2 protein-coding genes are annotated in these 3,950 nt (G+C 59.6%); one reads left to right on the top strand and one right to left on the bottom strand.

Features of this window, described 5'->3' with window-relative positions:
• Window positions 1–672 (top strand): thiazole synthase (locus H5U08_RS12210; RefSeq protein WP_297033401.1); only part of this gene is annotated, 672 nt, incomplete at its 5' end.
• 171 nt (window positions 673–843) lie between these two features.
• Here the strand turns inward: H5U08_RS12210 and H5U08_RS12205 are convergent.
• Window positions 844–3,843 carry a DUF6259 domain-containing protein gene (locus tag H5U08_RS12205; protein ID WP_297033400.1) on the bottom strand — a complete coding sequence of 1,000 codons (3,000 nt, stop codon included), beginning with the start codon at window positions 3,841–3,843 and terminating at the stop codon, window positions 844–846.
• Between the last annotated feature and the right edge of the window lie 107 nt (window positions 3,844–3,950).

Here is a 3,950-nt window from a genome sequence, read left to right as displayed (position 1 = left end):
CGCCTGTTTGACCAGCAAGGGCGAAATATCCTGGATTTTATTGACACCAAGCGGTACACAATTCTTCCCAACACGGCGGGGTGTTTTTCGGCCGAGGATGCCGTCCGCGTGGCCCGACTGGGAAGGGAAATCCTTTCACAGCTCGGAAACCCTGGAGCGGACTGGGTTAAGCTGGAGGTCCTGGGTGACAAGAAGACGCTTCTTCCCGATCCTATCGCCACCGTTCAGGCGACAGAAATCCTGGTCAAAGAGGGTTTTCAGGTTCTCGTTTACACCACAGATGACCCGATTGTGGCCAAGCGTTTGAAAGAGGCCGGGGCCACCAGCGTGATGCCCGCGGGCAGTCCGATCGGATCCGGACAGGGCATCCTTAACCCCAACAATATCCGCATCTGTCTCGAATACCTGAAGGAAAACGATCCCGACTATCCCGTCATTGTCGATGCCGGTGTGGGAACGGCCAGCGACGTGACGGTGGCGTTCGAACTGGGGGTGGATGGAGTTCTTCTCAACACAGGCATCGCCCACGCCCGTGATCCGTTGCGTATGGCGGTGGCCATGAAACACGCTGCAGAGGCAGGCCGACTCGCGTATTTGGCGGGGCGGATTCCCAAAAAACTTTACGCCACAGCCAGCAGCCCCATGGAAGGGACGATTGCCCCCGTGCGATAATTCTCTCGACGAATTGTCGAAAGGCCGGAACACGCCAAGCGGGAACGTGGAGCGTTCTGCCCACAGTCCCTGATAATGCCGGCCCGCTACCGCCTCGGTACAAGTGCCCTCATTCTGAAATCGTCCCGGCGAGCGTGTCCGCCTTGCCCAGTGCTCGCTCAACCTGGGGTCTTATCTGATGGTAGCGTGCCAGACCTTCCGAACGGTTGGCCCGGGTTCACCTGGCACACGGAAATGGAGTGCGCCGTCGCGCAGTTCCGTTTGACTCATTGTTCCATCATCCCATCGGAGTTGGAGAGGCTTTCCAACGAACGGCCCGGCAGGGATCACCACAGCCACTCCGGGCGGGGAATATATCCACACGTCTGTTCTCTCCCCATCTGCCGCGAGGGCAAAGCAGACGGGATCTTCTCCAGAATCACGCCCACCCGTCTGTTGCAGCGAGCCCGCCATCGCATTCGGTGCAGTGGCCAGAAATCCAAACGGAGCCAGCACCAAAGAGCCTTCGGACTGTGGTCGGGTGTTGAGATTTGCCACGATGCGCACCGCGCCGTACTGTGCCCGGATGATCCCCCCGTCGCGATCGCCGCTTTGGGCATCGTCCCTTTCGTGGGTGAAACTGTTCATCGGTTCGCCAAGATACCGGGCAACGATCGTCTTCTGAAGAACCGCCAGCCACTTAAGCCATTCCTGGGCGGCTTGGTCTTTGGTGAGGTTGACGGCGTTCACCCGGTATTGCAGCGCGAATCCCAGTCCCAACACCCAGGCCAGGTCCTCGTCATCATTGACGCTGGCCCCCAGATCGTGCATGAGCATGGAGACTTTGTCATGAACAAGGATCTCCGCCACCGGATACACTCGCCAGAGATTTGGCGGATAAACCTCGCGGAGAAGGCGGTCCCAGGGCGGGCGAGGCTCGGTGGGGACGATACCGAAGCTCATGCCGCAGAGCTGGACCTGATACTCCGCCACCCAATCCCATCCCCCTTCTGTGGAAAGGGGGACACGTCGGGAATCCTCCGCCACCATGGAAAGAATTCCCTCGGTGTACGCGAAAGGCGTGGGTGATGCCGGGTTGGTGTCATATCGCCAACTCCGGGCAGCGCACTGATCCTGAAGGAGAATATCCACCGGAAATTGTTGCGTGAACAGGCGAACCGTTTCTCGATTGTACCGCTGGACAAGGGGATGCCAGAGGCAAATTCCGTAACCCGTCGCATGGCCGCCGCCGTAGCTTTCACGATAAGGTTGCCCCTGAAGGTCCAGCGCCAGGGCGGATTTGGCATCCGGCTCCCTCTCCCAGATTGGCGACTGATCGGGAAACCACGTGGGATTGGTGTAGGGCATGACCAGATGTCCACGCCCGCGTGCTTCGCGCATAAATTGGGCGAGCTCTTCGGCCGTGCCGTACCATTCCGGCGGTGGGAAGTGGATGGGATACGAACGGTCGAACCCCAACGGCAAATGCTCCGTGTAATGGACGATGCTGGGCACCGGCAAATAAGGCAGGGCAGCCTTGTGCTGCTCCACCTGCCGCTGACCGCTCGCCGTCAGCCGAACCAGAACAGCGTTTTTGAACTTCGCAAGCACATCGGCCGGAAGTTTCTCCTCCAGCCGACGCTGAAGCCCATTGAGTGCCGCATACTGGCGAAGGGCCATCTCGGGTGCGCTGCCGACCTGAAGACGAACTATCGGTGCTTCCCACGATTCCCGGGCCGCCACAAAAGTCCCGAATTGGCGTTCGAGATACCCGCCCTGCTCATCAGCCCCACAGGCGAGTCCCCCGGGAATGAAAATGGCCGTCTTGTGAATCCGTCCCTCCCACGGTTGCCAGTCCCGCGGCTGGATCCGGTACACGGAGACCGAACCCGCCGATGTATCCAAATGGAGAAAATCGGCAAATGCTGGCGGATAATTCCAGAACACGCGGCGGTAATAAAGGCTTGGTGTCAAAGCATAGTGGAAAGGATAACCACCCACTTCAAACCAGTGTCCACCCCGTTCGAGATACCGCTCGACAGCGCCGATGGCCTGATCAAAGTCTTCCTTCCGCTCGACAGGAAATCGTTCGGCATAAGGGTTAACGACGGCGGCTACCGATCCGTCGGTCAGCGCAATTTGCAGATCGCGTCCATTTCGCAACTCCACCACGGTCCCCAGCGTGGACAGGGCATCGCGCCACTGGTTCACAGATGTGGCGGTCCAGCCTCCCTGGGCCGTTTCGTTGGGGAGGTTGATCAGGCCGATAGATTTTCCCTGAAGTGCCAGCCGGTCGAGCGTGCTTTTCACGAGTGCCATCTGGAGTGCCGCAAGATCCCCGCGACCGATTTGTCCCCCCATCAGCCAGAGGGTGCCCTGCCCCACCTTTTTCCCCACGTAAAAGGGACGGCCGTCCACAGCCTCCACCAGGACCTCCATGCCGGGAACGGGCCGCGGCGGTCGATTGACGATGACCTGCCGCTGCGTAACCAACCGCAAAGCCTCTGGGCTCAGCCACTTCTTGCCCGCGTCTGTCGCACGCAAAGCCACGGCCGGTTCATCCATGGGACGAATTTCCAGCGGTCCCCCGAACAGACGCACAAACGCCCTCGCCCCTACACTCTGCCGCTCCCATCCCGCCGGATGGTCCGGGGGTTGGGCCTCAAAAAACCCGCGGAGGAACGCGATCCCTACCGCCGTGTTGCCGCCCATTGGGAAAACAAGGCGACTCACCTTTTGGGGCTCAAACCGCAAACGCGCCGGTAGCACAAAATCCAGGACGTCTTTCCTCTCTGGGCTGATCGTGGCCCGGAAATCGATGGCCTCGGCACTCGGTGCCACGACAACGCTGACTTTGACATCCGGATGAGAAAAGATCAGCCGGAGTCGGGAATCACCAACCAGGTCCGACTGCACAGCCATTTGTCGGGCGGTCAGCTCCGTATTGTCCCGCCAGCGAATCCGCCACAGCCCGTCCTCACCGCTCCGCGCAATAACACCTGTGTTGTCGCCCTGGCGAATTTCCAGAAGACTTCCATCCCGAGCGCTGATCTGAAGCGTGTAATGCTCGGATGTTATCCGCCAAACATCACCCTCCTTCTGAATGGATTGTCCGCAAGCTGGTTTCGGGATGAGAGCAAAGCTCGTCGCAAGCAAGATGGCTGTCACCAGCAGGATGGCTATGGTCCGCACGATTCTCTCTCCGGCTCTGGCGTGGAAGACCAATGAATGAACCTCAAGGCCACATCACACAATAATAACCCCGTTGTCTGGAGGACAGGAGCCGGCGCACGAGATGG

Source organism: Thermogutta sp. (genome assembly GCF_014359955.1).
In the GTDB taxonomy this organism is placed as follows: domain Bacteria; phylum Planctomycetota; class Planctomycetia; order Pirellulales; family Thermoguttaceae; genus Thermogutta.
The sequence above is the reverse complement of the archived record's forward strand: the minus strand, read 5'-3'. Positions and strand labels throughout refer to the sequence as shown.